Here is a 25,961-nt window from a genome sequence, read left to right as displayed (position 1 = left end):
TATTATGACACAAGTTTCTGAACATCAACATTACATTTGATAAAAATAAATAAATGAAAAATTTAAGTTATTCCTTCATTCTCCTATTAATCTGCAGTTATTCGGTTTTTGCGCAAACTGTGGAAGGCAATGTAGATAATCTGACAGTGAATGAATACACCTTGACCATCAAGGAAGAAATGGTCAATAAAGCAGGTAAAGAAGTGAAAGGAATGACCATTAATGGAACTATTCCTGGTCCAACTTTAGAATTTACCGAAGGCGAATACGCGGTTATTTACGTAAAAAACGAAATGAGTGTGGAAACTTCCATTCACTGGCACGGAATGTTTTTGCCCAACTTTATGGATGGAGTGCCCTATTTAACTACACCGCCTATCAAACCGGGAACAACATTTAAATATGAATTTCCATTGAAGCAATCGGGTACGTATTGGTATCACTCCCACACCATGCTGCAAGAGCAAAGTGGAGTCTTTGGTTCTTTGTTAATTCATCCTAAAGAGAAAACCTTGGAATATGATAAAGATTTAATAGTGATGCTATCAGATTGGACCAATGAAAAGCCGAAAACCGTAATGAGAAATTTAAAGCGTGGCAACGAATGGTATCAAATGAAGAAAGGAACGTCAACGCCCTTGAATAAGGTAATTGCGCGCGGCGCCTTAGGTGCACAACTCGATTTTTGGAGACAGCGAATGGGTGGTGCAGATATTGCTGATGTATATTATCCCGCATTTTTAATAAATGGTAAGGAATCTGTGGAATATCCAGAATTTAAGCCAGGTGAAAAAGTACGTTTGCGAATAATCAACGGTTCGGCATCCTCTCAATTTTGGATGACATTTGGCGGTGAGTCTCCATTGTTGGTTTCTGCTGATGGGAAAGATGTTGTTCCGGTAGAACACAGTAAAACCTTTATAGCTACGGCCGAAACTTACGATTTTATAATCAACATCCCCCAAGGTGGGAAGATTGAACTACGGGCAATGGCTCAGGATGGCTCCGGAACATCGACAGCCTATTTTGGAACGGGAGTCATTCTACCAGCAGAGGTTATCACAAAACCCGATAAGATTAAGATGATGCAGAAAATGGCAAAAATGGATATGAAAATGGGGGCACACGCCCTAAAATTTCAACCAAAGAAAGATGAACGTTTTGAAATGAAGGAGGAGTATGGAATGAACCCGCCTGCCGGCAAGGAAGGAATGGATCATTCCGAAATGGAGATGAAAACAGATTCAACTAAAACTATGAAGGGGATGGAAATGGATCACTCCAAGATGGATCACTCCAAAATGAAAATGGGTTCTGATTCCTCATCAAATAAAGAGGAGATGGATCATTCTAATATGGACGGAATGGAAATGTTTTCCGAATACAACTACGATTATCTAAAATCACCAGAAAAATCTACCTACGATAAAAACCTTCCGGTTAAGGAAATTCTATTAAATCTTACGGGGAATATGCAACGCTACATTTGGAGTATGAACGGCATTCCCTTGAGTGAAGCAGACAAAATTAAAATAGAAGGCGGAGAAATTACTAGAATAACCTTCAATAATTTAACGATGATGCACCACCCGATGCACCTACACGGACACTTTTTTAGAGTAATTAATGAAAATGGAGAATATTCGCCCTTAAAGCATACGGTGAACGTAGCGCCAATGCAGCAAGTAACCATAGAATTTAACGGGAATGACGGCGATGAATATGGCGATTGGTTTTTTCATTGTCATATACTCTATCATATGATGAGCGGGATGGCGCGCGTAGTAAGTTATGACACGCCTCGCGATCCACGAATGGCGGAATACCCCATAAAAAATCTACTGAAGGAAGCAGATCAATTTTATGCTTGGTCAACGCTGGATGTCGCTTCACATATGTCTTCATTTGATTTTGTAGCTTCCAATCTCCGAAATCAATTTAATGTTTCCGGGGAATACGGTTGGAACAAAAATCTTGAGACCGAAGTTACCTACGAACGTTATTTGAACGATTATTTTAGAGTGTTTGGAGGTGTGAATGTTGAAAATGAAGTGAGAGATAGTATGGATGAAATCTCGACCACAGCAATTGCCGGAATTCGATTTTTGACACCTTATCTTTTCGATCTTGATGTACGTATTGACAGCAAGTTGCGACCACAAATTAGTCTAAGCCGTGAAATCATGATTTTTCCAAGAACTTCAATTTTCGGAATGTACGAATATCAAGCCAACTTTGGATGGGTTGATGATCTCCCTATGGGAGATAATTTTGCTAACGAAGTCACTTGGAATGCAGGCGTAGAATATTATTTATCCCGAGATTTTTCATTGAAGGCAAGCTACGACAACCGTTTTGGTGCAGGTGGGGGACTTTCAATGAGATTTTAATAATTCAATAGAATTCAAATAAAAACAAGTATTAATTTTAATCAATTTCAAAATGAAGAAAGTAAAAGTAACAACAGCAATTATGGCTATGGCTTTCGTAAGTCTAACAGCAATGTCTTGCAAAGACGGTAAAACTGAGCATTCAGAAGAAGCTGCCATAAACCCTGAAATGAATCAGGCTATAAACCACGATGCTATGAATGCATCTAATGATATGATGGATTCCGAGGTGCAGAATTCTGATTCTAAGCAAGTTTTAGCAGATTATATGGTGCTTAAAGATGCCCTGGTAGCCACCGATAAAGATGCTTCCGCAAAGGCCGGCAAGAAACTTGAAAGCACTTTAAAGAATTTTAATGTGAGTAGTTACACTTCCGAACAGCAAAAAGAGCTAAAAGATATCATCGCAGATGCCAAGGAACATGCAGAACATATTGGAAAGAGTGAAATGGACCATCAACGCGAACATTTCAAGATCTTGAGCAAGGATATTATGGATATGGTAGCTATCACTGGAACAGACACTACCTTATACCAACAATATTGTCCAATGTATGATGGCGGCGGTGCGTGGTTAAGTATGGAAGAAAAGGTAAAAAATCCATATTACGGCAGCAAAATGATGAATTGCGGGAAGGTCCAAAAGAAGATAAATTAAAAGACGTATGACGTATGACTAAAGAGCAATTCCAAAAGCCTTGGGTCTTAAAACCTAACGACCTAAGTCGAGTTTATTATGAAAATTCTAAAAATAATAGCGCTGATTTTATTGGTTAGTTTTGTGGGCATACAGTTTTTGCCCACAGAGCGCAACCAAAGTGATGAAGTGCCAAAAACAGATTTTATATTGGTAAACAATACTCCAAAAAATATTAGCTCACTATTACAAGTGTCCTGCTATGATTGTCACAGTAATAACACGGAATATTCTTGGTATAACAAAATTCATGCGGCAGCTTGGTTTTTGGAAGATCATATTAAAGAAGGAAAAGCAGAATTGAATTTTAATGCGTGGGATGACTTTTCCGATAGAAGAAAAAATGGTAAATTAAAATCCATCACCAATCAGATCAAAGACGATGAAATGCCCTTGTTCTCCTACACTTTAATTCATCGGGAGGCATTTTTATCAGATTCTAAAAAAAACATGGTTATAAAATATTTGATGCAAATAAAAGATAGTTTACAATAAAATAAATCTGACGACCTTGCTAGGAACGAAGCAGCCTACTCTGTTAGGTGTTTAGAACTGAAATTAGGACTATATTAATGAACATTCAGCAGAGCATAAATTTAATAGAGACTTCAAGGTGTATAAAATCTAACATCTAAAGTCTAATATCTAAAATCTATTATGAAACACACCTATCAAATACACGGAATGACCTGCAACGGTTGCCGAAGCCACGTTGAAAACACTTTAAGTGAAGTCAATGGAATTTCAAAGGCTACAGTCGATTTGGAAAATGAGGAAGCTACGATGGAAATGGAAAAACATATTCCTATCGAAAAATTTCAAGAAGCTCTTCTTGCAGATGGTGGGCGATATAGTATCCAAATGCCAAATGGAGGTAAAAATAGGGTAATGAAACACACCTATCAAATACACGGAATGACCTGTAACGGTTGCCGAAGCCACGTTGAAAATACTTTAAGTGAAGTCAATGGAGTTTCAAAGGCTACAGTCGATTTGGAAAATGAGAAAGCTACAATCGAAATGGAAAAACATATTCCTATCGAAAAATTTCAAGAAGCACTTCTTGCAGATGGTGGGCGATATAGTATCCAAATGCCAAATGGAGGTAAAAATAGGGTAATGAAACACACCTATCAAATACACGGAATGACCTGTAACGGTTGCCGAAGCCACGTTGAAAATACTTTAAGTGAAGTCAATGGAGTTTCAAAGGCATCTGTAGATTTAGAAAAAGCAGAAGCAAGCATCGAAATGGAAAAGCACATTCCATTGGTAACATTTCAAAAAGCATTGAAAGACGATGGTGGAAGTTACAGTATTTCACTTCCTGAAGATTTAGATGCCGAGGAGAAGCATAAAAAAGAAAAAGAAAAGAAACGAGCGGCACAAAGCGGTTCCGGTACATTTTACTGCCCAATGCATTGCGAAGGCGACAAAACTTACGACAAGCCAGGTGATTGCCCAGTCTGCGGAATGGATTTAGTGGAAGAACAAAACCTGTCTGCAACAACGGCGGAACAATGGACTTGCCCAATGCACCCCGAAATAATAAGGGATGAACGGGGTGCTTGCCCAATATGCGGGATGGATTTAGTGCCCATGCAACCCGATATTTCCGCAGAGGAAAAGACTTATAAAAAATTACTTAAGAAATTTTGGATAGCACTTGGTTTTACAATTCCAATTTTCTTAATCGCAATGAGTGAAATGATTCCCAATAATCCGTTATACAAGATAATGGAACAAAAAGGGTGGAATTGGATTCAGTTCGCACTCTCCCTTCCTGTAGTTTTTTATGCTACTTGGATGTTCTTTGAGCGTGCCTACCGGAGCATTAAAACGTGGAATCTAAATATGTTCACCCTTATTGGTATTGGAGCTGGTGTGGCGTGGATTTTTAGCATTTTCGGGATGTTGTTTCCAGATTTTTTTCCAGAACAATTCAAAACAGAATCTGGTGCCGTTCACGTTTATTTTGAAGCCGCAGCTGTAATTCTTACTTTGGTATTGATGGGGCAAGTTTTAGAGGCAAAAGCACATAGCAAAACAAATTCCGCAGTAAAAGAATTATTAAAACTTGCTCCCAATAAAGCTGTTCGTGTTGTAGATGGAAATGAAGAAGAAGTTTCTATAGACCAAATTGAAAAAGGTGATATTCTACGTGTAAAACCAGGCGATAAAATTCCCGTTGATGGAATTATAACCGAAGGAAAAACAACAGTTGATGAATCTATGATTTCGGGAGAACCCATTCCTGTAGATAAGGTTGAAGACGATAAAGTAAGTAGCGGAACAATAAACGGTAACCAGTCGTTCCTTATGAAAGCTGAAAAAGTGGGTAGCGATACTTTACTTTCCCAGATTATCCATATGGTGAATGATGCTAGTCGCAGTCGGGCACCCATTCAGAAATTGGCCGATACCGTTTCAGGATATTTTGTTCCCGTTGTCGTGATTATTTCCTTAATCACCTTCGCGGTTTGGGCAATTTGGGGTCCAGAACCTGCTTACGTTTATGCTTTAGTAAATGCCATTGCGGTTTTAATTATCGCCTGTCCGTGTGCTTTAGGTCTTGCCACACCCATGTCAGTAATGGTGGGGGTTGGTAAAGGTGCACAAAACGGCGTACTGATCAAAAACGCCGAAGCCTTAGAAAAATTGGATAAAGTAGATACGCTAATTGTTGATAAAACGGGGACAATCACCGAAGGAAAACCAACAGTAGAGAAAATTGGAGTCTTTGGCTCAAGATATTCTGAGGCCGAAATTTTAAAATTTATCGCTTCCTTGAATAGCTCTAGCGAACATCCGCTGGCGGAAGCAACCGTAAAATATGGTAAAGAGCAAAAAGCACAACTATCAAAAACCGAAAACTTCAGCGCTGTAACGGGTAAAGGAGTAGAAGGAACGGTTGAGGGAAAAAAACTGGATTTAGGAAACTCCAAAATGATGGAGTATGCCAATGCAACTATTTCAGCAGAAATGGAGCAAGAAGCACAATCCTTTCAAAAGCAAGGCAAAACAGTCTCTTATTTATCAGTAGATGGCGAGGTTTCAGGCTACGTTGTTATTGGCGATAAAGTAAAAGCAACAAGCGCAAAAGCCATTAAGGAATTACAGGATCAAGGGATTTCGGTAATAATGCTCACGGGAGATAATCACGACACCGCCCAAGCGGTTGCCAGTGAACTCAATTTAGCCGATTTTAAAGCCGGAATGCTCCCCGAGGATAAATTGAAAGAAGTAACCCAATTGCAAGAGCAAGGAAAAGTGGTAGCTATGGCGGGCGATGGTATAAACGATGCGCCGGCATTAGCCAAAAGCGATGTTGGTATCGCAATGGGAACCGGAACCGATGTTGCCATAGAAAGCGCCATGATAACCTTGGTAAAAGGTGATCTGCACGGCATAGTAAAGGCAAAAAACCTAAGCCACGCCGTAATGAGTAATATAAAACAGAACCTATTTTTCGCATTAATTTACAATACGCTCGGAGTACCCATTGCCGCAGGTGTTTTATTTCCATTCTTTGGTATTTTACTTTCTCCAATGATTGCGGCACTTGCAATGAGTTTTAGCTCTGTTTCGGTAATTGCGAATGCCTTGCGACTTAAATCTAAATCAATCGACTAAAAAATTAGAGCTATGAACAAAGAAAATAAATCACACACTCTGAAAAGCAAGAACAATTACACAAAATTTGTCGCTATGTTGGCGGCATCTTTTGTGGCAATGTACATCACAATGTATCTAAACACATATTCCATAGACCACGTATATTTTAGTCTTACGCGATTTTATATGACGTGTTTGGGTATTTCGGCAATGGCGATTATAATGTTTGTGGTAATGCGTAAAATGTACCAAAACAAAAAAAAGAATATGGCTATTTTATTAGGTAGCTTGATTCTATTTGTTGGCGCGCTTGGCTTGGTGAGGGCCCAAAGCCCAATTATTGGTGATGTTTTGTGGATGAAAGCAATGATTCCGCATCATTCCATTGCGATTTTAACAAGTGAACGAGCCGATATAAAAGATCCCGAAGTAAGAAAACTGGCTGATGATATCATCAAAGCACAGCGAAAGGAAATTGGAGAGATGAAAGAAATGATAAAGCGTTTAGAAAATAATAAATAGAATTATTCGGGCGCTCGGGCCTGCCTGCCGGCAGGAAGGCGGGCTTTCCGCTATATCTTTTTTTTCAGAAAAATAAAAAAAAAGGATGCCGCTGCTATCCCTAGCGCAAAATATAAACCTGACAGGCATTGCGAGGCACGAAGCAAACTTACCTGTCAGGTTTGGAGGAAGACAAAAAAATAAATCATGAAAAAATACATTATTTACATAGCAATTTTAGCCATAGGACTTATCCTGGGCTATGTGTTCTTCGGAACTTCAAACAAAGGAAATTCAAATACAACTGAAGTTTCCGAAAGCACCGAAACTAAACCTCAAATGTGGACCTGTTCTATGCATCCACAAATTATGCAACCCGAACCAGGAGATTGCCCTATTTGTGGAATGGATTTAATCCCAGCGGAAACTGGTGGGGAAGGGCTTGCTTTAAACGAGATTAAAATGTCCACCAACGCAATGGCTTTAGCAAATATCCAAACAACGATTGTTGGAAATGCCTCTGAGAGTGATGATAACACGATGAGCCTTTCTGGAAAAATACTTCCCAACGAAGAGGCTAATGCAGTACAGGCGAGTTATTTTGAAGGTAGAATTGAAAAACTAAACGTCAATTTTACGGGAGAGGAAGTCCGTAAAGGACAATTATTGGCAACCATCTATGCGCCAACGCTCGTTGCTGCACAGCAAGAATTGATAACGGCTTCAAATATGAAGGATACCCAACCGGGATTATACAAGGCGGTTCGCAATAAATTGAAGTTGTGGAAACTTTCAGAAAGTCAAATTGACCAAATAGAAAGCACAGGCAAGGTGCGTGAAAATTTTCCTATCTATGCAACGGTATCCGGTACTGTCTCCCAAAAAATGGCTGAAGAAGGAGATTTTGTTAAGCAAGGCCAACCTATTGTAAAAGTGAGTGACTTAAGTACCGTTTGGGCAATGTTTGATGCATATGAAGGTCAAATTTCACAACTAAAAGAAGGTCAGAAAATTACAGTTACCACGAATGCATATCCAAACAAAGAATTTGAAGCTAGCGTTTCGTTTATTGACCCATCTTTAAATACACAATCCAGAACGGTTTCCGTTCGTGCCACCTTAAATAATAAGGAGAATTTATTAAAGCCAGGAATGTTCGTCACAGGAAAAGTGGTGATGTCAAAGAGCACTAACTTAGAAGCACCGATTACCGTTCCTGCAACCGCAGTACTCTGGACGGGAAACAGGTCCTTAGTATATGTGAAAACGAATCCTGACGAACCCGTTTTCGAAATGCGCGAAGTGATCTTAGGAACTAAAAATGGCGATTTTTACGCTATAGCAGATGGACTTTTCAATGGTGAGGAAATTGTTACAAATGGAACATTTACTGTAGATGCAGCGGCTCAGTTGCAAGGTAAAAAGAGTATGATGAATGCGGAAGACCAATCAGAAATGTATTCTAAAAATCATTTAGCTAAGGTGAAACGCTTTGAGGTCTCCTCTGAATTCCAAGAACAACTCAAAGTCGTTTTTGATAATTATATGGTCATAGAATTAGCTTTGATCAATGACAATTCGGAATTACCTCAAAAGGGTGCTAGTGACATACTTAAAAGTATCGAAATTGTTGATATGAAGCTGTTAAAAGAGGAGGATGCACATACGCATTGGATGCGACTCGAAAAGGAACTAAAAGAATCTGCTACCGAAATATCCAACACATCGGATATCCAAAAACAAAGAGAGTATTTTGTTTCTCTCTCAGGACATTTTATAAATGCTCTTAAGACTTTTGGAATCAACCAAAAGATATATGTGGCTTACTGCCCCATGGCGAATAATGATGTAGGCGCATATTGGTTGAGTCAAAATAAAAAAATCCAGAATCCTTATTTTGGTGCTAGTATGCTGAATTGCGGTGAGATTTCAGATTTAATTGAATGAATTGTAAAGGTCTATAATCTGGCTTATTTACTTCATTTATATCAAAAGTATTGAATGTATAATTATTCTTAAAAATTGTAGCCTTCAATAAAGCCGTTCTATTTCCGTTAAAACCCGTTAAAATTACACTCTCAAAGTTAAAATGGATTTAAAAAGAAAACCACTACAGTTTTGTGCCCGTAAGTGTTCATAATTCTAACAAATAAAAACAACAAAAATTTAAAGATTATGAAAACAGTAAAATTATTTATTTTATCAATGGTAGTGCTTATTGGATTTGCTAGTTGTAGTTCAGACGATGACAATGGACCTGTAGTACAAAATTATGCAGCAACTTTAAATCAATTAAACAACTCTGGTGCGTCTGGAACGGCAAGTATTTCAGTGGATATGAATACAATCACCGTAAAGATTGAAGCAACTGGAATGGTGCCAAGTAAGCTCCATCCGCAGCATATTCACGGTAAGGATGATGGTTCGAATGCCACCTGTCCTCCAGCTTCTGCAGATACAGATGGTGATGGTATAATAACTATTCCGGAAGGAGCTCCTTTTTATGGCGCAGTATTATTGCCATTAGAGGATTTTCCAACTGCTGATGCAAATGGAAAAATAAGTTTTACCAAAACCTTTACGCTTGGAGAAAATGGCGTATTAACAGCTGATGCACTTGGTGCTCTAGAAGATAGAAGCATAGTATTGCATGGCTTAAACAATGACGGTTCTTATGTGGCTACAATTCCAGTAGCTTGTGGACAAATTACGAAAATCTAAGTACCTTTTTAAGGATTTAAAGGGTTTATGGCTTCGTAAGTGGCCGTAAACCCCTTTTTGATTTTACAATAGGTTTAAATTGTAAGATTGAATAATACTTTAAAGAAAGCCAAATATTAACTTTCCAAAAGACCGTGATAGAACTGGAATGAGGAAATATCGATTTTGATCAGCATTTTTATATCCGTCCATTTACAAAGAGATTTACAGAATCTTAATAAACCCTCGTTGCAAATGTAAAATGAACGCTTATCGCGTTCTCATTTTTTATTTCCAGCTACTTACAAAGAGATTTACAGAATCTTAATAAACCCTCGTTGCAAATGTAAAATGAACGCTTATCGCGTTCTCATTTTTTATTTCCAGCTACTTACAAAGAGATTTACAGAATCTTAATAAACCCTCGTTGCAAATGTAAAATGAACGCTTATCGAGTTCTCATTTTTTATTTCCAGCTACTTACAAAAGCGAGCTTTTGACGTTGCTGTTAATAAAAAATGATCTGGCCAAGCCAGATCATTTTCCGTTAAGTCGGGATGACAAGATTTGAACTTGCGACCCCACGCCCCCCAGGCGTGTACGCTACCAGGCTGCGCTACATCCCGAAATACAGCTTTCGCTGCAAATTCCAAAAGTCAAATTCCAAAAGCAGAATTTTGGAAGGGCAAAAATAGTCAAATATTAAAGTATGGCAAGTTGCTTTTTGAATAATTCAATAAAAACTCAAGTATATCCTTTAACTATTTTTAATTATTAATATTTCTTTAAGTACAATGCAATACCTCTTTGTCTAATTTTGAGTAAAACTTGAAATATGCGTGATAAACAAATCAAAGGCCATTACGATTTAATCTGTGTTGGCGGCGGAATTATGAGTGCAACGCTGGCGCTAATGCTAAAACTTATTGACAAAAATCAAAAAATACTTATTCTCGAAAGACTTGACCGGGTTGCTTTAGAAAGTTCCGCGGCTTGGAATAATGCCGGTACCGGACATTCTGCTTTTTGTGAGATGAACTATACCCCCGAAATGGAAGATGGTTCTATTGATATTTCCAAAGCGATCAAGGTGTGTACCCAATTTGAAAAGTCGAAACAATTTTGGTCCTTTTTGATAAAAAATAAACTCATTGATAACCCCAAAGATTTTATGCATCCCATTCCTCACCACAGTTGGGTAGAAGGAGAAGATAATGTTGCATTTTTAAAAAAGCGCGTAAAAGAAATGACGAAGCATCCTATGTTTGAAGGAATGCTGTTTTCTGAAGATTTTAATGAAATGGAAAATTGGATTCCGTTAATGATGAACGGACGGAATACTTCAGAAAAAGTAGCTGCCACAAGAATGGAATTGGGGACGGAAGTAAATTATGGCGTCCTTACGCGTACATTTTTCAAAATCTTAGAAGAAAAATTTGATACACCGGTACATACCATGCACGAGGTAGAAGATGTAGATCCTACAAAAGGTGAAGATTGGCTGGTAAAAATTAAAAACTTTAAAACTAAAGAAAAGGTTTATTGCGACGCAGAACATGTTTTTATTGGTGCCGGAGGCGGTGCTTTGCCTTTGCTTCAAAAGGTTGAAATTGAGGAAAAAGAGGGTTATGGAGGCTTTCCAGTGAGCGGGGAGTGGCTCATTTGTAATAATCCAGATGTAATAAAAAAGCATCACGCTAAAGTTTATGGTAAAGCAGAAGTTGGTGCGCCGCCAATGTCCATGCCTCATCTAGATACTCGTTACATAGACGGAAAACAGGAACTTTTGTTTGGACCTTTTGCTGGGTTTAGTACAAAGTTTTTAAAGGAAGGTTCCTTCCTTGATCTTTTTAAAAGCATCAAGTTTGATAATATTCCATCTATGTGGGGCGTATTCTGGCACAATATTCCGCTTACCAAATATTTGATAGAACAAGTAAGAATGGGGCACGATGATAGAATGAATGAATTGCAAAAATTTGTAAAAGATGCTAAAGCTGAAGATTGGGAGTTAAAGGTAGCCGGACAGCGAGTTCAAATTATTAAAAGAGATAAAAAGGAGGGAGGCATCCTTGAATTTGGAACAGAGGTGGTTCACAGCAAAGACGGCAGAATTACGGCCCTATTGGGTGCATCTCCTGGAGCTTCTGTAGCAGTCGATATTATGATTGAGCTCTTACACTTTGCTTATCCTGAAAAAGCGGAGTCTTCTGAATGGAAGGAGAAGTTTTCAGAAATGGTTCCCTTTTGGAATAAGGAAATAGCGGAAAATGTAGAAGATTTCAAAGCCATTAGAAAACAATGCTCTGAAACACTTGAAATTAAGCTTCTGAAGTGAAAGAATAACCTTGACTAATGCATATATAACAATTCTTCATAACTTTTAAGACTACATTGTTGTGAAAGTTGCTATTTTTGCACTTTGAAAAATATATTGAAGAGAATATCATGAGCGAAACTATTGAGAGAATAAAATGCCTTATTATCGGCTCGGGTCCTGCGGGATATACAGCTGCTATTTATGCTGCACGTGCAGACCTAAAACCTGTTCTTTACACAGGAATGGAACCAGGTGGACAACTGACTACAACTACAGAAGTTGACAACTTTCCAGGATATCCTGAAGGGATAGATGGACCAACTATGATGGTGCAGCTGCAACAACAAGCGGAACGTTTTGGAACCCAAGTGAGAATTGGAATGGTTACTAATGTTGAATTTAGTGAAGTAGCTGGTGGCATTCATAAAATTACGGTTGATAATAGTACGCAACTTGAGGCCGAAACGGTTATTATTTCAACAGGGGCTACTGCAAAATATTTAGGACTTCCTAGCGAACAAAAATTACGTGGAGGTGGAGTATCTGCTTGTGCGGTTTGTGATGGTTTTTTCTACAAAGGTCAAGATGTTGCCATAGTAGGAGCTGGTGATACAGCTGCGGAAGAGGCAACTTATTTATCGAACATCTGTAATAAAGTTACTATGTTGGTTCGAAAAGACTTCATGCGAGCCTCAAAAGCGATGCAGCACCGAGTGAACAACACAAAAAATCTCGAGGTTCTCTACAACACAGAAGTTGATGAGGTTTTAGGTGATACAGTTGTGGAAGGCCTGAGAATGGTTAATAATGAAACAGGAGAGAAAAGTGAAATTGAAATTACCGGTCTGTTTATAGCGATTGGACATAAACCAAATACTGAAATATTTAAAGGTCAGTTGGATATGGACGAGACAGGATATGTAATCACAAAAGGAAAAACTACCAAGACCAATCGTCCTGGTGTTTTTGCAAGTGGTGATGTACAAGATAAGGATTATCGTCAAGCGGTTACTGCTGCCGGAACCGGTTGTATGGCTGCATTAGATGCAGAACGTTATCTTGCTACTGTTGAAACTGAAGTAACAGCTTAATTAAAGAAGCTTATTAGAATAGGAAAATGCCGCGTTTTGCGGCATTTTCTTTTGATATACTGTCAGGATGAAGGCTTATAACTTTGTGAAAGTTAGAAGTTCGGTCCCTCCGCTCGCATTATCATCGTCTGAAAGTTCAACTTTTGAAGTGCTGACCGAAATAATATGCCAGTCATCACTAATCTGAGGAAATGGTTCAGTTTCTCCAAATTCTAAAACCAATTTTTCCGAAGTACTGGAGGTGTTGTCATAAGTCCAATTTCCAGTTTCACTGAATAAATCGGTTTCTCCGTCTACCGTGCCGTCTTCGTTAAAAGTGAAGACAAAACTTTCAAAGTCTGAAGTATGATCTGCTTCATTACTAATAAGTGTGCTGATCTTCCATTGACCCTGCGGAAGCGTGGTTTTAATTTGCTCAAATTCGCTAGTGTATGCATCCCCTGAATCATCATCTGAACTACAGGAAGCAAAAACAACTATTGCTAATAATACAAAAAGTCTTTTCATAATTTAAGGTTTTTATTCAAAGTTGCTTGATTATGAAAGAAATCCTCTTAAAATAATTATAAATGATAAAAGGCCTAACAGTATTTTGTGAATCTGTTAAGCCTTTTTTGGCAATTCGAGGTCTATTTCCGAATGTAAATACTGTCGATAGCTATAATTTACATTTTTTTCACACTTCCCGAATGGCTTTTGTTGGAATCTACCGAAACTGGGTTTCCGTAGTAATTTATAGATCCGCCAGAGCTTACGTGTGTTTCTAATTTATCTTTTACATTCACGGTTACTTCGGCTCCACTAGAGGCTTCTGCATTACAACTAGCTACTAAAAGCTCCTCTGCGTCAATTTCACTTCCGCTAGAGGCATCAGCTTTTAATGAAGATGCTTTTCCAGAAACGTCTACTTCTGAGCCACTACTGGATTTGATGACGAGGTCTTGTGAAAACACTTCGACTTTTAAATCTGCGCCGCTGCTACTTCTAAGCGACAGGTTTTGACTTTTAATCACTGAATTTCCAATGACATCTGCACCGCTGCTTGCTTCAATGTTGTTTAATTCCTTAAAAGTAACATATACTTTTTTTGCTTTAGAACGCCCTATGTTTTCTGAAGTGGTAATGTGAAGCTTTCCGTTTTTAATATCTGTTGAAATGTATTGCAGTAGATTTTCATCGGCTTCAACTACAATTTTATTTTCATCGCCTTGGGTTAGGTAAACCTCAAGACCAGCGCTGCCACGCAATTCTGTAAAATTTTCAGTAACATCTCTTTCTTGGGTCACGACATTGCCGTTACCCTTTTCGCCGTCAATATTAATGACACAGGAAGTGAAAATTAATGCTATAATCGAAGTGGCTATTAAATGGATTGGTTTCATAATTTTAGTTTTTGATGGTTAAAAAAGTTTATGAGCTTGCCCGTCGAAGGAGGGTTTAAAAGTTTATGGTAGTGTGCATTGAAACTTGGGTTAAACATATTGGCAGTTAATCGTTTCCTAAGTCTTCCTGTACTTGCTCTTCCCAAGTTTTATTCTGAATGGCTTCTACGGTGTCAGAAGCTTTTTCTAAATGTATTGTTTCTAAAGAATCGTTTTCTTGAAGGATTTCTTCCTTTTCTTGACAATCCAAACATTCAAATTTATTCTTTAATACACTATAATAATGTGCGTCGTTATCCCAATTGCTCAATTCCTTAAAGTCTGAATTATAACCGTAATAAGAATTCGTGTTCTCTTCGGAATAAAGAATGGTGCCTTCTGGCAAATAAACAGTTATTTCTATTTGCTGATCGCGGTATTTATTAGCGGTATTAGTTGTGAAAAATCCGTCGAGTATGAGGTTATCGTTATTAATTGTAAACCTGTAGTCAATTGCCTCTGCTCGTTTTTTAGCATCTAGATTATTATTTCCTTGGGCTGTTTTTTCAATCACAATTTTTCCAGTTGAATCTTTGGTCGATTTTATATTTATTGAAATATCGTTCGAATAAATCACACGTTTATTATCCTGATTATATTTCAACTCCAAACCACTGCTTCGTCCAACCTTATAGCTGAACTGTTTATCGGCTCGCATAGAAAGATGTAAGGTGTCTCCCGTGTTTAAGGCCAAAGCTTGCTCCTCGATGTAATTTCCATCATATCCTTGTTCCGTCGCTTGTTTGATCCCTAATATGGTTAAACCTATTAGAGAGAGCGCCCAGATAACGATTAGGGAGATTTTTAATGTAGAGCTCATCGACTTTAGGTTGCTGATTAACAACTTTAAACCTAAAACAAACAGCGCGAAAAATGGAATTCCAACTACGAAAAAGACTAATAAAGCCATTAACCAGATGGGCGCATTGGTGGTATCTACCATTGCAATTTTCTCGGCTATTTCAGTATTTCCCCAGAAATCTATAGAACCTAAGGTGAAAAATCCAATTACTAATCCGATGATGGTTGTGAGGGAAACGATAATTATAAGCACCCCAATTAATTTTGCGAATATCTTAAACAGTACTACGATTACTTCCCCTAAGGAATCGAAAAAGTTTGAAGCCCCGGTTTTCACTTTATTGCCGTACTTGTCATAATCTACGTTTTTCACTCTATCGGCAACATTGTCAAAACCTTCTTTAAATTTTCTTTCAATGTTTGAAATATTAACGGGTTCTCCTGTCATTTTCAGTTTATCAGAAGTAGTCAAAGCTGGGGGAACCAAAATCCAAAACAATATATAAACAAGGATAGGCGAACCGAAACCGGCAACTACTAAAAGAACCCATAATAGACGGATCCAAATTGCGTCTATTCCTAAAAAGTGTCCTATTCCAGAAGAGACACCAGAGATGTATTTATCGTCCAGATCTCGGAACAGTTGTTTGCGCCTGGAAGTTCCACGTGCTTTCTCGTCGGCTTTGGAATGTGGGGGAACGTCTTCAAAAATTTCATCGTCAACTTCGTAATCCTCGGGCTGTCCCATGATTTCGATTACATCATCAAGCATTTTTAATGTTATAACTTGTGTTGAACCTTCTACTTTTTCAGAAAAAAGTTCCGCAATACGGGCTTCAATGTCCTGCATGATCTCTTCACTTCCTTCATCGTGTTTTAGTGATCTACGGATGGCGTCTAGGTAGCGCGAAAGTTTTCCAAAGGCATCTTCGTCTACGTGAAAGGAAATACCTGCCAAATTAATGTTTACTGTCTTGTTCATTTTGTGTTTTTTTCGCTGGTTACTATATTCACAGCCTGTTGCAATTCGTTCCAGGTGCTGTTCAATTCGGTTAAAAATAACTTACCTTTATCAGTAAGACTGTAATACTTTCGCGGTGGTCCGCCGGTAGATTCCTCCCAGCGATATGAAAGCAGTCCCGCATTTTTAAGCCTTGTGAGCAGCGGATAAATGGTGCCTTCCACGACAAGCATTTTCGCATCTTTGAGAGTTTCCAGAATATCTGAAGTATATGCCTCGCCGTCCTTAAGAACGGAAAGGATGCAGAACTCCAAAACCCCTTTTCGCATCTGCGCCTTTGTGTTTTCGATTTTCATTTTTTCTAATGTTTGTTTTTAATTCTTGTTCGTTGTTGATGATGAATGAATACGGAAGCGCACTTGTGGTTTCTTCGAATTGTTGATGAGTCAACTCGCTAACAGATTCCTGTTCCGTCGGTACGCTTAGACCTATAAACTGTAAAATGGCAGCCAATAGGTAACTAACTAATGTGCTCATTTTGAATTGGATTTTGAGGGTTGGTTTTTATAAATGGTATAGAAAGTGGATATTGATAAAGTTGTCCGCGAGATGCGTGGATAGAGGCATTGATTACGGCATAAAGTTCAAAAACGAATAATCCCAATAATAAGATCAATGCTAAACCAAAAAGAAGAATGTATCCTGAAATATTTTGAATGTTGTTTACCGAAAAATGTCCCGTATTGTTATTGATGGTTTCTATTAGCGAAATAAAATCGGTTGCGAAAATTATAAAAAATGGCAAGCAGATCAGTCCTATTAATATGGTATACACCAAAATACTTAGCTGAAAATTAATAGCCTGTTTCCCATGCTCGTCAACAAAGGGCTTTTCCTTGTTAAAAGTCCAAATTAGAAGTGGGGCGATATAATTCGCGAACGGGAAAAAGTATTTTAAAAATGTTGACAAGTGAATAAAAGCACTCGTGTTTTTTTGGTTTTCTGAAATTGTAGTTGTCATAGCCTTATATTTTCTTATACAAATATATGTCTAAAAGACAGTAGTATGTTACGCATAGTACTATAATTAACATTTTTTTAACAAATAGTTTGTCATGGATTTATTGAATATATTTGTAAAATAATTCTACAAAATGAAACTCAGCCCTAGTAAAATCAATACTTTCTTACTATTTAAACTGCCTTCTGCATATCTTACAGGAGTACGTGTAAAATCTATTTCGGAAAATGCGTGTGAGACCACAGTAAAGCATCGTTGGATTAACCAGAACCCATTTAACTCTATGTTTTGGGCAGTTCAAGGAATGGCTGCCGAATTGAGTACAGGAGCAATGGTAATGGCCAAAATTCAGCAGAGTGAGCGAAAGATTTCCATGCTCGTGGCGAGTAACAAAGCTACATTTACTAAAAAGGCTCGCGGAAGAATAAATTATTCCTGTGCTGATGGAGAACTAATTGATGCGGCAATACAAAAAACCATAAGTTCTGGAGAGGGACAGACCATTTGGATGAAATCTGAAGGAAAAGATGAAGAAGGGGATGTAGTTTCTATTTTTGAGTTTGAATGGACATTAAAAGTTAAGTAAGCTAACCTCCGCGTATCTAAAGGTTTGAAAAGCTTATCTCCTAATTAACAAATCTTTAACAAGGTTAATTCCATTTGAAAGGGAACAGATTTGAAATATATTGGCTATATTTATGTCAAATTAAAAAAAACATCTTCGCCTATTGAGAGAACATCTACCTAACTTAATTTTATAAAATCTCAATTAGCTATGGCAAGAGCAATGTTTGATTACACCAAAGCCGTACTTGCAAAAGTAAGTTTTGATGTTAATTTGTTCTGTAAAGAATTGCAAAAAGCGCTGACCCGATTACTTCCCTATGAAGTAGAAGAGCTCAAAGTTTGGATCGATTCACTTCTTAAACAGAACCCGCAACTAAATCAGTGTCTAATCTATCTAAACCCATAAATAAAATCCTCTTGAGAAATCAAGGGGATTTTTTAATTATTAAGTTACTTTTTACTGCTACTTCAAACGGAGGATCACTTTTTCGTCGGACTGATAACTTTCACATCCTGAAAAGCAATTGCGCCACGTATCACTCCTGCGATAATATCATAAAGAGCATTTATTGTTTGCAATTTAAGTTCACTTTTACTGTAAATTAAGCTTACTTCACGCGCTGGTGAGGGATTTTTAAAATATCTTAGATTTTTTGTAAGACTTGGATTAATATCCAAAGTGTGTAAATAGGGCAGCAACGTCATTCCCAAACCTTCATTGGATAGTTTTACTAAAGTTTCAAAGCTGCCGCTTTCTAGTTGGAATTTATCAATACCTCCGTGTTTAGAGGCTTTGCAAAGATTTATTATACCATCTCGAAAGCAATGGCCGTCTTCCAACAACAATATATCGTCAATATCCAAATCGCCAACTTCCAGTTTTTCTTTTGAAGTTAGTCGATGGTTTTCTGGGATGTAACCTACAAATGGTTCATAATATAAAACTCTTTCCTTAATTTTATCATGTTTCAAAGGCGTGGCGGCAATTGCTGCATCAAGATAACCGTCGCTGATTTTGGTAATGATCTCATCTGTATTGAGTTCTTCAATTTTAAGCTGAACCTTTGGATACCGATTCGAAAAATTCTTGAGAAACATAGGAAGTAGCGTAGGCATTATGGTTGGTATGATTCCGAGTTTAAAAGTACCACCGATAAAGCCTTTTTCCTGATCCACCACATCTTGCATCCGTTCTGATTCGTTTACAATGTTTCGAGCCTGTTCCACTATTTTTTTTCCAACCTCGGTAAGCTCGATTGGTTTTTTGCTTCTATCGAAAATAAGAATATCCAGTTCATCCTCCAGTTTTTGGATTTGCATGCTGAGCGTAGGCTGCGTGACGAAGGTTTTTTCAGCAGCTTTCGTGAAATTCTGATGCTCGGCTACCGCTAAAACGTATTTAAGTTGCGTGATTGTCATTGTAGAGATTGTTTATACAAAGATAATGTTTCTATCGATATAAGCTATAGCTGGAATTCGAATCGGGAAGAAAATGTAACAGGAATCTGGCTTTAAGAAAATTAAGAATTAAATAAACCACTGAAGACAAAATATTCTTAAAAAGGTCTGAAGCTTGAAGAGCCGTATGATTTTTCCAAGAAATAATTCCCCCTTTGGGCCTGCCTGCCGGAGGAAGAGCTTAAAGTAGTCCTCGCGCCTTAATCTCTAAATATTTATTAATAGTATTTACCGTAAGATTTTCGGGAGCGGTAAGAATGGATTGAATACCGTATTTATGAAGTTCATTGACGATCAATTTCTTTTCATATATAAACTTTTCAGCGATTGTCTTTTCAAAAACCTGATGTGTTGTGGTCGCTTTTTTATCGATAAATGATTTCAACTCGGTGTTTTCAAAAAAGATAACCACTAGGAGATGTGTTTTATTGATTGCTTGCAAATAAGGCAATTGGCGGTGAAGGGCATCCATAGTTTCAAAGTTGGTGTACAGCAACAACAGACTTCTTTGTTTAATATGTCGTTTTACATCAACGTATAATCTGGAAAAATCACTTTCAGAAAAGTCTGTATTTACATTGTAAAGTGTTTCCAAAATAAGATGCATTTGGGCGCTTCTTCGTTGGGCAATTACACGATCGTCCACTTTTTTGGAAAAAGTAAACATACCGGCTTTATCGTGCTTTTTTAATACAATATTTGAAATAACCAAGGTGGAATTTATGGCATAATCCAAAAGACTCAGGTTGTTAAAAGGCATTTTCATTACCCTTCCCTTATCAATTACAGAATAAACAGGCTGTGATTTTTCATCCTGAAATTGGTTCACCATCAAATTGTTTCGTTTGGCGGTCGCTTTCCAGTTTATGTTACGAATGTCATCTCCAGGAGTGTAATCTTTAATTTGTTCAAACTCCATGGTATGGCCAATCCTTCTGATCTTTTTAAGTCCAAAAAGCTGTAGTTTATTTGAGAAGGCAATAAAATCATATTTTTTTAACTGCAAAAATGAAGGGTAGTTTGGCACCATTTGCTCTGCCGAAAATTGTTGCTTCCGTGAAATCAATCCCAAAACAGATGAAGAAAATACATTTAGGTTTCCAAAGTGATATTCCCCGCGTTCCGTAGGTCGAACTTGATAGGTAAATCGTTTTTCTTCGGAATAATTTAAAACCGATTCAATCTTAAAGTCGCGAATTTGCCATTGCACAGGCAATTCATCTATTATTTTTATGGAAGTTTTAAATTGAAATCTGTTAACCACTTTTATCTCAATGTTATTGTCATCTCCGTTTGAAAGCTTTTCAGGTAATAATCGGTATGCTTGTAAGCCAGTTTTATTTCGGAACAATAATAAAACATCAAAAATAAAAGTACCAAGAAGTAAATAAAACAAAAGCTTAATCACCCCGAACAGTTCCTGAAAAAAATAGGAAACTACAAACAGGATCGCAAGTGAAAACACCACGATAAAAAATCGTTTTGTTAGATATAAGCTTTTAAGAAATTTTTTCACTTCACAAATTGTTTCAAGTTTATAGTTTCTGGTTTCTAGTTCGAGCCCGAATTAACAAACCCCGAATCCCCAAAAGGCAGCTGAGTGATACCGTCCCGATAGCTATCGGGATCATCGGGATTGTATCGAAGCTAGCGTGGAATTTCAATCGTCTCAATGATCTGCTGCACCACCTTATCAGGGGTTACTCCTTCCATTTCGCGCTCTGGCGTCAGCATTATTCTATGTCGTAAAACTGAAGGCGCTATTTTTTTAATATCATCTGGGGTTACAAAATCACGGCCGTTCATTGCAGCTAATGCTTTTGAGGCGTTCATAATAGCCAAGGATGCTCGTGGGGAAGCACCCAGATATAGATTCGCATTTGTTCTGGTATTATCAACAATGGCTGCAATGTATTTTAGCAGATTGCTTTCCATAATTATTTGCTTTATCGTATGCTGGTATTCTGCAATTTGCTGCGCGTTTAAAACTGGTTTAATATCATCCAGAATAAGTTTATCCTTTCTGTTATGTTCGTTTTCCAAAATATGAATCTCTTCTTCTAGGCTTGGATAAGGCACATTAATTTTAAATAGAAAACGATCCAGTTGCGCTTCGGGTAGGGCATAGGTACCTTCTTGCTCTATGGGGTTTTGTGTTGCAAAAACCAAAAACGGAAGTTGCATTTTATATTCTGTGCCATCCATTGTTACCTGTCGCTCTTCCATAACTTCAAAAAGTGCAGCTTGGGTTTTTGCGGGTGCACGGTTTATTTCGTCTATCAGGATAATGTTAGAAAAGATCGGGCCTTTTTTAAATTCGAACTCACTGGTTTTTACATTAAAAATAGAAGTTCCCAGAATATCGCTCGGCATTAAATCTGGTGTAAATTGAATTCTACTGAAATCTACCGCCAATGTTTTTGCCAATAATTTCGCGGTCAATGTTTTTGCAACACCCGGAACGCCTTCAATAAGGGAATGGCCATTACTCAATATTGAAATGATAAGCATTTCCAGCATATCGTGTTGCCCTACGATTACTTTTCCGAGTTCGGTTTTTATTTGTTGAACGGCTTCCTGAAGGTTTTTTAAGTCTATTCTCGAATTAAATTCCAACGGGTTTACTTGTGATTCTTCCATAGTCTATAGTCTAAATGCTTCTATTTTTTTGTTAAGTTCCAGCAAATCGGCTTCACTGTGAACAGATTTTTCCTTTAAGTTTCTTATAAAAAGCATCAATTCTTGTGTTTTTTCAAAAGAATTCCCACTTTTTAAAGCTAATGTTTTAATGAAATCTTCAGAAATTTCATTCGTATTTATATAATATTTTGAACGAAGGGTTTCTAAAAAATACGTGATTTTTTTCGCTATAATATTGCTGTAATCTTTATGCTGAAAATATAAATCTCCAATGGTTTTTGTGAATTCAACCGAAGTGTTCTTTAAAGGTTCCATAACCGCTACAACGCGCTGCTCTCTTTTTCCTTTAAAAAGAACAAAGATCAACAAACCTCCAAGTAAAACATAATACGCCCAAGTTAATGGCTCTTGATTTAAAATAAACCGCATAGGTGAAGTAATAACCTTTCTGCCAGATTTTATATATTCATCCCAGTATATTTCGTCTGCATCAATATAGGATAGCACATTGGCCGCGTATTTTTCATTGCCGTTGAGCAAGTAATAGTTTGAAAATGCTTCAGGCATATTATGAAGTAAAAACTGACCTTTTCCGAATTTTACTTTTATATAATTCAGTTCCTTCAATGCTGGTTCTTTTGTATCAAAATATCCAAGGGCCGTAGTTTTCAAGGTGTCAATTTTTGAAAATGTGGATTTAAAAACACCTTTTTTAAATGTTGAAACAGAATCTTGCTTTAATGCTTTGTTGAAAAGTTTTGGATGTAATTCTTCTTCTAAAATATTATAATTTGTGGAAGTGAAAAGCTTTAGGGAATCCCTCAAAATGTAGCCTAAACTTCGCGAAGACATAAAAACGGTGTTTCCGCTTTCTGCATATTTTAAAATTTCTTCCACTTGTCTTTTATCCAGCGAAACTTCATCATTTATAAAGACGTAAGCAGAATTTTCTGAATAGGTGCTATCCTTTAAAAACTCATACGGATCTTTCTCAATCTTCTTTATTTCAGAATTTTTAAAAAGGCTTGGCGCTTCTTCAAAAAATACAAATCCGCCAAAAGGTATCTTGTCAAATGAAGTATAGCTTGTACGCCAATCAATTGGTTTTGGACGCACCAATTCCGTAATCACAATGGCTAGCAAGGCAACTCCGAAAACCCATAATACTTTTTTAGAACGTTTATCAAGCATTTTTTAAGTGTTGGTTTAAGCGTTCAAAATCTTTTTGTGCGTTTTCAAAACCTATTTTGTCCAATGCATATTCACCATACCAAATATTGTCATATAAATAGGAAGCTTTTTTGAAGTTTTCCTTTAAACTTTCATTTTCAATTTCTCTATAATAATCAGTATTCGTTTTTTCAAAATGCCAGTCGATTATATTGTTTAACGAAAGCAATTTCAAGGATTTCAAATACATATACCGAATTGCCAAGCGGTAATTTTCTTCTTTTAAAGCATTTTTGATATAAGAGTCCAAATCGACATTTTCAATATGTTCTTCTTGAATATTTAGCGGAGCAACAAGTTTGCTCTGTCGGCTAAACAATGAGGAAGCATTATTGCCAACAAGGAGTTTTATCAAAATATAAATAGCGAAAAAAATAAGGAGGGAATAGACTATAAGTTTAATTATCTGATACATTCCTGGTGTTAAATGGAAGCCGAAAATCTGACCGATCTTATCGAAAAACCAGCTAATGGCGCGCCCTAAAAAGTTTTCGGCATCGCCTTCCATGGATTCATAATCAAAATTGTTACCAGTATATTTAACGGATAATTTTTTAGAAAAATTCTTTTGTACAATTTTACTGCTGTCCACAGCAACCAACAAGCTATCCTTTACAGATGCCGTGGCGGCGAGCGTATTCAAAAGAACAAATAAGATGATTAAGATTTTATTCACCAGTGCCGATGTTATCAATACGTTCCCGGGTTGCTTCGTTATAGGTTTCTTCGTGAAGAGAATAGTATAGAATTCCGTTTACAAACTGCGCTAAAGATTGATTTATGGTATAAAGTATCAAAATTAATGAAAGTGCAAGGGTCCAAACCACGTTTGCCATTGGCGAATTTGCGAGATCTACTCCAGTATCTAAGGAATGGAAGGCATAAACCCCAATCAAAATTCCGGGGATCATTAAAACCACCATCATCAAAATACCTAACAGCATTCCAATCACCAAGTTTGAAAGGACGCTTTTCCAAAAGAATTTCTTTAACAAGTTCCAACCCTCGCCGAAAGCTTCCGTTACTTCTTTGTTATCATTAATCATGGACATAAAGGAAAGACCCATCCAACTGGTATATGCCAGTATAATTAAATAATAAGCAAATGATCCCAGGATTGGAATGAATGAAATTACAACTCCAACAATCATCACCACTAGATACATTAGCATCATTAAAATAATAAACAGTACAATTTTACCTAGGTTTTGTTTTACTACTTCCCAGACTTTTCTTTTTTCGATTGCAGTGCCCTTGTTTCGCTCATACTGGATCATATACACCGCGGCAAGACTGTAGTTCAGGACGGCTGTAATAATAAAGAGTACTAAGAAACCAATGATTCCCACGACAAAATAAATTTGATAGCTTGTAACGTCGTTAGTCATTCCAAAAGTAGGAGTTGCGACAAACGCACCTACAAAACCTGTGACCAAGAGATAGCTTACACCTAAGAAAGCAAGAATAAAAATTCCATTATAACTTATGAAAATATTTAAAAAGGGTTTAAAGTTCTTTTTTAAGAATTCGAAATAAGTGGTAATCATTTCGCCTACGTCACGTTGTCTTTTAAGCGGTATATATTTGTCTTGCATGTGATTTATTGAGGATAATAGGATAAATAACGTAATAAAAAATAATGAGAGCCAAGGAACTAAAAATAATGCACATTGCCAACCAAACGGGCATATTACTATAACGAGTTATAAAGCCTTCAATAAACCCGGCAATGATAAAAAATGGAATCGTACTCACCACGATTTTCAATCCGTCCTTCGCGCCTTTTAAAAATGAAACTTTCCGCGAAAAGGTTTTTGGAAAAAGAATGCTGTTCCCCATAACCAAACCGGCACAGCCAGCAATTACAATCACTGAAATTTCAATAGTCCCATGAAGCCAGATACTTTTTGAAGCTTCAAAAAGCAGATCACGATTGTAGAAAAACGTAAAAAATGCACCGAGCATCACGCCATTACTAAAAAGTAAATAAGCTGTTCCCAAGGAAGTGATAACTCCGAAAGCATAGGCTAAAAATGCTACGCGAATATTATTGATGGTAATGCCCAAAAAAGTTCCAATTTCACTTCCGCTTTTATAAATAGCCGTTGGATCGCCTTTGTCAATATTGCTTAAGGTTTCATTTACATAACCGTCACCCAAAATTAAGCGTACAAATGAATCATCATTGAAAGCTGAAATGGCTCCAATTGCCGAAGCAATAGCAAATATTAAAAACGAAAAGAGCAAAGTGCGATGATATTGAACGAAAAACAGCGGAAATTCCTCTTTCCAAAAGCTGACAACCCGGTTTTTAGTTTCTTTTTTGTTTTTATAAATCTTTTGATGGGCTTGGGAAGTTAGCGAATTTAAATACTGAAGCGTCTTACTTTCAGGATAATAGGTTTGTGCGTAAGCAAGGTCATTAGTAAGTTGGATATAGTGGTCGGCAAGCTGGTCTGGACTTATTTTTGAATTTAATGTAATTGCCTTTTCAAATGCAATCCATTTTCCCTTATTTTGCTTGACGAATGCTGCTTCGCGCATGTTT

At 37.3% G+C, this 25,961-nt stretch carries 24 protein-coding genes and 1 tRNA gene; 11 read left to right on the top strand and 14 right to left on the bottom strand.

What is annotated here, in order from left to right:
• Positions 1-53: 53 nt before the first annotated feature.
• The 7 genes from G440_RS0104365 to G440_RS0104330 all read left to right on the top strand — a co-directional run bounded on the left by G440_RS0104365 (position 54) and on the right by G440_RS0104330 (position 9,924).
• The gene (locus tag G440_RS0104365) at positions 54-2,390 is read left to right on the top strand and encodes a multicopper oxidase domain-containing protein (RefSeq protein WP_026450187.1); all 2,337 of its coding nucleotides are present in this window, start codon (positions 54-56) and stop codon (positions 2,388-2,390) included.
• 52 nt (positions 2,391-2,442) lie between these two features.
• Complete coding sequence (locus G440_RS0104360; protein WP_026450186.1) at positions 2,443-3,048, top strand: DUF3347 domain-containing protein; 606 nt, start codon at positions 2,443-2,445, stop codon at positions 3,046-3,048.
• Between the two features lie 78 nt (positions 3,049-3,126).
• On the top strand, positions 3,127-3,582 hold the full coding sequence (locus G440_RS0104355) for a heme-binding domain-containing protein (RefSeq protein ID WP_026450185.1): 456 nt from the start codon (positions 3,127-3,129) through the stop codon (positions 3,580-3,582).
• 162 nt (positions 3,583-3,744) lie between these two features.
• Complete coding sequence (locus G440_RS0104350; RefSeq protein WP_245574824.1) at positions 3,745-6,720, top strand: heavy metal translocating P-type ATPase; 2,976 nt, start codon at positions 3,745-3,747, stop codon at positions 6,718-6,720.
• Between the two features lie 12 nt (positions 6,721-6,732).
• On the top strand, positions 6,733-7,224 hold the full coding sequence (locus tag G440_RS0104345; RefSeq protein WP_026450183.1) for a DUF305 domain-containing protein: 492 nt from the start codon (positions 6,733-6,735) through the stop codon (positions 7,222-7,224).
• Between the two features lie 186 nt (positions 7,225-7,410).
• The gene (locus tag G440_RS0104335; RefSeq protein ID WP_026450182.1) at positions 7,411-9,150 is read left to right on the top strand and encodes an efflux RND transporter periplasmic adaptor subunit; all 1,740 of its coding nucleotides are present in this window, start codon (positions 7,411-7,413) and stop codon (positions 9,148-9,150) included.
• 258 nt (positions 9,151-9,408) lie between these two features.
• The gene (locus G440_RS0104330; RefSeq protein ID WP_245574823.1) at positions 9,409-9,924 is read left to right on the top strand and encodes an EF-hand domain-containing protein; all 516 of its coding nucleotides are present in this window, start codon (positions 9,409-9,411) and stop codon (positions 9,922-9,924) included.
• Positions 9,925-10,455: 531 nt separating this feature from the next.
• On the opposite strand, the gene G440_RS0104325 is transcribed toward G440_RS0104330, so the two are convergent.
• Positions 10,456-10,529, bottom strand: a tRNA-Pro gene (locus tag G440_RS0104325).
• 209 nt (positions 10,530-10,738) lie between these two features.
• Here G440_RS0104325 and mqo point away from each other — a divergent pair.
• Positions 10,739-12,241, top strand: coding sequence for a malate dehydrogenase (quinone) (gene mqo / locus G440_RS0104320; protein ID WP_026450180.1), 1,503 nt, complete (start codon positions 10,739-10,741; stop codon positions 12,239-12,241).
• A 110-nt stretch (positions 12,242-12,351) separates the two neighbouring features.
• Complete coding sequence (gene trxB / locus G440_RS0104315) at positions 12,352-13,314, top strand: thioredoxin-disulfide reductase (RefSeq protein WP_026450179.1); 963 nt, start codon at positions 12,352-12,354, stop codon at positions 13,312-13,314.
• A 75-nt stretch (positions 13,315-13,389) separates the two neighbouring features.
• Here the strand turns inward: trxB and G440_RS0104310 are convergent, their stop codons facing one another.
• The 6 genes from G440_RS0104310 to G440_RS19460 form a co-directional block, all read right to left on the bottom strand.
• Positions 13,390-13,821, bottom strand: coding sequence for a hypothetical protein (locus tag G440_RS0104310; protein ID WP_026450178.1), 432 nt, complete (start codon positions 13,819-13,821; stop codon positions 13,390-13,392).
• Between the two features lie 158 nt (positions 13,822-13,979).
• On the bottom strand, positions 13,980-14,696 hold the full coding sequence (locus G440_RS0104305; protein WP_026450177.1) for a head GIN domain-containing protein: 717 nt from the start codon (positions 14,694-14,696) through the stop codon (positions 13,980-13,982).
• A 106-nt stretch (positions 14,697-14,802) separates the two neighbouring features.
• Positions 14,803-16,518, bottom strand: a complete 1,716-nt coding sequence (locus G440_RS0104300) for a PspC domain-containing protein (RefSeq protein ID WP_026450176.1) — start codon at positions 16,516-16,518, stop codon at positions 14,803-14,805.
• Entirely contained in the window at positions 16,515-16,853 is a 339-nt protein-coding gene (locus tag G440_RS0104295; RefSeq protein ID WP_026450175.1) for a PadR family transcriptional regulator, read from the bottom strand. The genes G440_RS0104300 and G440_RS0104295 overlap by 4 nt, the downstream gene beginning before the upstream one ends.
• Positions 16,783-17,034 (bottom strand): hypothetical protein, encoded by a 252-nt coding sequence (locus G440_RS21175; RefSeq protein ID WP_157417847.1) that lies wholly within the window; start codon positions 17,032-17,034, stop codon positions 16,783-16,785. Before G440_RS21175 ends, G440_RS0104295 begins: the two co-directional genes overlap by 71 nt.
• Entirely contained in the window at positions 17,018-17,518 is a 501-nt protein-coding gene (locus G440_RS19460) for a DUF4870 domain-containing protein (RefSeq protein ID WP_034258941.1), read from the bottom strand. The genes G440_RS21175 and G440_RS19460 overlap by 17 nt, the downstream gene beginning before the upstream one ends.
• A 133-nt stretch (positions 17,519-17,651) precedes the next feature.
• Between G440_RS19460 and G440_RS0104285 the strand changes: the two genes are divergently transcribed.
• On the top strand, positions 17,652-18,104 hold the full coding sequence (locus tag G440_RS0104285) for a DUF4442 domain-containing protein (protein WP_026450174.1): 453 nt from the start codon (positions 17,652-17,654) through the stop codon (positions 18,102-18,104).
• A gap of 189 nt (positions 18,105-18,293) precedes the next feature.
• Positions 18,294-18,491, top strand: a complete 198-nt coding sequence (locus tag G440_RS0104280; protein WP_026450173.1) for a hypothetical protein — start codon at positions 18,294-18,296, stop codon at positions 18,489-18,491.
• A 74-nt stretch (positions 18,492-18,565) separates the two neighbouring features.
• Here the strand turns inward: G440_RS0104280 and G440_RS0104275 are convergent, their stop codons facing one another.
• From G440_RS0104275 to G440_RS0104245, 7 genes are all read right to left on the bottom strand, one after another.
• Positions 18,566-19,504: a LysR family transcriptional regulator gene (locus tag G440_RS0104275; protein WP_026450172.1), complete on the bottom strand. Its 939-nt coding sequence runs from the start codon at positions 19,502-19,504 to the stop codon at positions 18,566-18,568.
• Between the two features lie 220 nt (positions 19,505-19,724).
• A complete protein-coding gene (locus tag G440_RS0104270; RefSeq protein ID WP_026450171.1) occupies positions 19,725-21,059 on the bottom strand; it encodes a DUF58 domain-containing protein in 1,335 nt (444 codons plus the stop codon).
• A 131-nt stretch (positions 21,060-21,190) separates the two neighbouring features.
• On the bottom strand, positions 21,191-22,183 hold the full coding sequence (locus G440_RS0104265) for an AAA family ATPase (RefSeq protein ID WP_026450170.1): 993 nt from the start codon (positions 22,181-22,183) through the stop codon (positions 21,191-21,193).
• Between the two features lie 3 nt (positions 22,184-22,186).
• Complete coding sequence (locus tag G440_RS19455; RefSeq protein ID WP_051285139.1) at positions 22,187-23,374, bottom strand: DUF4350 domain-containing protein; 1,188 nt, start codon at positions 23,372-23,374, stop codon at positions 22,187-22,189.
• On the bottom strand, positions 23,367-24,089 hold the full coding sequence (locus G440_RS0104255; protein ID WP_157417844.1) for a hypothetical protein: 723 nt from the start codon (positions 24,087-24,089) through the stop codon (positions 23,367-23,369). Before G440_RS0104255 ends, G440_RS19455 begins: the two co-directional genes overlap by 8 nt.
• Positions 24,082-25,008 (bottom strand): hypothetical protein, encoded by a 927-nt coding sequence (locus G440_RS0104250; RefSeq protein ID WP_026450168.1) that lies wholly within the window; start codon positions 25,006-25,008, stop codon positions 24,082-24,084. Before G440_RS0104250 ends, G440_RS0104255 begins: the two co-directional genes overlap by 8 nt.
• A complete protein-coding gene (locus G440_RS0104245) occupies positions 24,983-25,957 on the bottom strand; it encodes a stage II sporulation protein M (RefSeq protein ID WP_026450167.1) in 975 nt (324 codons plus the stop codon). The genes G440_RS0104250 and G440_RS0104245 overlap by 26 nt, the downstream gene beginning before the upstream one ends.
• Positions 25,958-25,961 lie beyond the last annotated feature (4 nt).

The organism is Aequorivita capsosiphonis DSM 23843, assembly GCF_000429125.1.
Classification (GTDB): domain Bacteria; phylum Bacteroidota; class Bacteroidia; order Flavobacteriales; family Flavobacteriaceae; genus Aequorivita; species Aequorivita capsosiphonis.
The sequence above is the reverse complement of the archived record's forward strand: the minus strand, read 5'-3'. Positions and strand labels throughout refer to the sequence as shown.

What these genes read in the sequence shown, in the direction of transcription:
- G440_RS0104365 (WP_026450187.1), top strand. Translation starts at nt 54, where the DNA reads ATGAAAAATTTAAGTTATTCCTTCATTCTCCTATTAATCTGCAGTTAT.
- G440_RS0104360 (WP_026450186.1), top strand. Translation starts at nt 2,443, where the DNA reads ATGAAGAAAGTAAAAGTAACAACAGCAATTATGGCTATGGCTTTCGTA.
- G440_RS0104355 (WP_026450185.1), top strand. Translation starts at nt 3,127, where the DNA reads ATGAAAATTCTAAAAATAATAGCGCTGATTTTATTGGTTAGTTTTGTG.
- G440_RS0104350 (WP_245574824.1), top strand. Translation starts at nt 3,745, where the DNA reads ATGAAACACACCTATCAAATACACGGAATGACCTGCAACGGTTGCCGA.
- G440_RS0104345 (WP_026450183.1), top strand. Translation starts at nt 6,733, where the DNA reads ATGAACAAAGAAAATAAATCACACACTCTGAAAAGCAAGAACAATTAC.
- G440_RS0104335 (WP_026450182.1), top strand. Translation starts at nt 7,411, where the DNA reads ATGAAAAAATACATTATTTACATAGCAATTTTAGCCATAGGACTTATC.
- G440_RS0104330 (WP_245574823.1), top strand. Translation starts at nt 9,409, where the DNA reads ATGGTAGTGCTTATTGGATTTGCTAGTTGTAGTTCAGACGATGACAAT.
- mqo (WP_026450180.1), top strand. Translation starts at nt 10,739, where the DNA reads ATGCGTGATAAACAAATCAAAGGCCATTACGATTTAATCTGTGTTGGC.
- trxB (WP_026450179.1), top strand. Translation starts at nt 12,352, where the DNA reads ATGAGCGAAACTATTGAGAGAATAAAATGCCTTATTATCGGCTCGGGT.
- G440_RS0104310 (WP_026450178.1), bottom strand. Translation starts at nt 13,821, where the DNA reads ATGAAAAGACTTTTTGTATTATTAGCAATAGTTGTTTTTGCTTCCTGT.
- G440_RS0104305 (WP_026450177.1), bottom strand. Translation starts at nt 14,696, where the DNA reads ATGAAACCAATCCATTTAATAGCCACTTCGATTATAGCATTAATTTTC.
- G440_RS0104300 (WP_026450176.1), bottom strand. Translation starts at nt 16,518, where the DNA reads ATGAACAAGACAGTAAACATTAATTTGGCAGGTATTTCCTTTCACGTA.
- G440_RS0104295 (WP_026450175.1), bottom strand. Translation starts at nt 16,853, where the DNA reads ATGAAAATCGAAAACACAAAGGCGCAGATGCGAAAAGGGGTTTTGGAG.
- G440_RS21175 (WP_157417847.1), bottom strand. Translation starts at nt 17,034, where the DNA reads ATGAGCACATTAGTTAGTTACCTATTGGCTGCCATTTTACAGTTTATA.
- G440_RS19460 (WP_034258941.1), bottom strand. Translation starts at nt 17,518, where the DNA reads ATGACAACTACAATTTCAGAAAACCAAAAAAACACGAGTGCTTTTATT.
- G440_RS0104285 (WP_026450174.1), top strand. Translation starts at nt 17,652, where the DNA reads ATGAAACTCAGCCCTAGTAAAATCAATACTTTCTTACTATTTAAACTG.
- G440_RS0104280 (WP_026450173.1), top strand. Translation starts at nt 18,294, where the DNA reads ATGGCAAGAGCAATGTTTGATTACACCAAAGCCGTACTTGCAAAAGTA.
- G440_RS0104275 (WP_026450172.1), bottom strand. Translation starts at nt 19,504, where the DNA reads ATGACAATCACGCAACTTAAATACGTTTTAGCGGTAGCCGAGCATCAG.
- G440_RS0104265 (WP_026450170.1), bottom strand. Translation starts at nt 22,183, where the DNA reads ATGGAAGAATCACAAGTAAACCCGTTGGAATTTAATTCGAGAATAGAC.
- G440_RS19455 (WP_051285139.1), bottom strand. Translation starts at nt 23,374, where the DNA reads ATGCTTGATAAACGTTCTAAAAAAGTATTATGGGTTTTCGGAGTTGCC.
- G440_RS0104250 (WP_026450168.1), bottom strand. Translation starts at nt 25,008, where the DNA reads ATGCAAGACAAATATATACCGCTTAAAAGACAACGTGACGTAGGCGAA.
- G440_RS0104245 (WP_026450167.1), bottom strand. Translation starts at nt 25,957, where the DNA reads ATGCGCGAAGCAGCATTCGTCAAGCAAAATAAGGGAAAATGGATTGCA.